Source organism: Arhodomonas sp. KWT (genome assembly GCF_010993615.1).
Genome location: NZ_WNXE01000517.1, coordinates 1 through 1,137, shown reverse-complemented (window position 1 = coordinate 1,137; position 1,137 = coordinate 1). Strand labels below are relative to the sequence as shown.

Genomic DNA, 1,137 nt, shown 5'->3' with positions numbered 1-1,137 from the left:
GTCACCCTGGAGCAGAACGGCGTCACCCTGCGTGGCTATCCGGCGCTGGTGGACGAGGGCGAGACCGTCGCCCTGCGTCTGCTCGATGCCCCGGAGGCGGCGGAGCATGCCCACCGCGCCGGCGTGCGCCGACTGCTCATGCTGAGCCTGCCGGACCAGACCCGGCACCTGCGCCGCGCGCTGCCCGGCATCGACCGCCTGTGCCTGCTCTATCACCGTATCGGCACCTGCGATGCGCTCAGGGCCGACATCCTCCAGGCGGTCTTCGACCGGGTGTTCCTCGACGACTCGGTGCCGCGCACCCGGGCGGACTTCGAGACCCGGTTGCGCGAGCATCGCAGCGAGCTGGTCCCCGCCGCGGAGGCGCTGACCGCCACCGTGGGCACGGTGCTGGAACGCCACCACGCGATCCGCAAGCGCACCGGGGGGTCGGTATCGCTGGCCATGGTCAACGCCCTGTCGGACATCCGTGAGCAGCTCGACGGGCTCGTCTATCCCGGCTTCGTCAGCGCCACGCCGGCGGATCGCCTGGAGGATCTGCCCCGCTACCTCGCCGGCATCGAGCGCCGCCTGGACCGACTGGAGCGCGAGCCGGGCCGTGACGCCGAGCCCCATCGCGCCGTGCGGCGCTGGTGGGAGCGTTACCTGGAACGCCGCGCCCAGCACGAGCGCAAGGGCGTAAACGATCCGGCACTGGCGCATTTCCGCTGGCTCGTGGAGGAGTACCGCATCTCGCAGTTCGCCCAGGACCTGGGCACCCGCGAGCGGGTCTCCGAGCGCCGCCTCGCCGAGGCCTGGGACGAGGTCCGCTGAGTGGCCTGACGGGCGCGCGCACGCTGGTGTAGAATCAGCCGTTTTGCACCGGCGCCCCGACGGGCGCGGACGGAAAGGGGATCGCTTCAGCGATGGCCGAGATCAACACCATCAACCATACCCTCGAGGACCTCCAGGGACGCGCCGAGTCCCTTAGGGGGTATCTTTGACTACGATAACCGCAGGGAACGTCTCGAAGAGGTAACCCGGGAGCTCGAGAACCCGGACGTGTGGAACGACCCCGAGTGTGCGCAGAACCTGAACAAGGAGCGCGCCCGCCTCGTCGATATCGTCACCACGCTGGACCGGCTGCTCTCGGGCCTC

1 protein-coding gene and 1 pseudogene are annotated in these 1,137 nt (G+C 70.0%); both read left to right on the top strand.

Annotation, left to right across the window (positions count from 1 at the left end):
• A partial coding sequence (locus tag G7A99_RS20370; RefSeq protein ID WP_163143683.1) for a DUF3418 domain-containing protein occupies window positions 1-813 on the top strand: 813 nt, incomplete at its 5' end.
• 92 nt (window positions 814-905) lie between these two features.
• Window positions 906-1,137, top strand: a pseudogene (gene prfB / locus G7A99_RS25690) (peptide chain release factor 2); the annotation flags it as partial.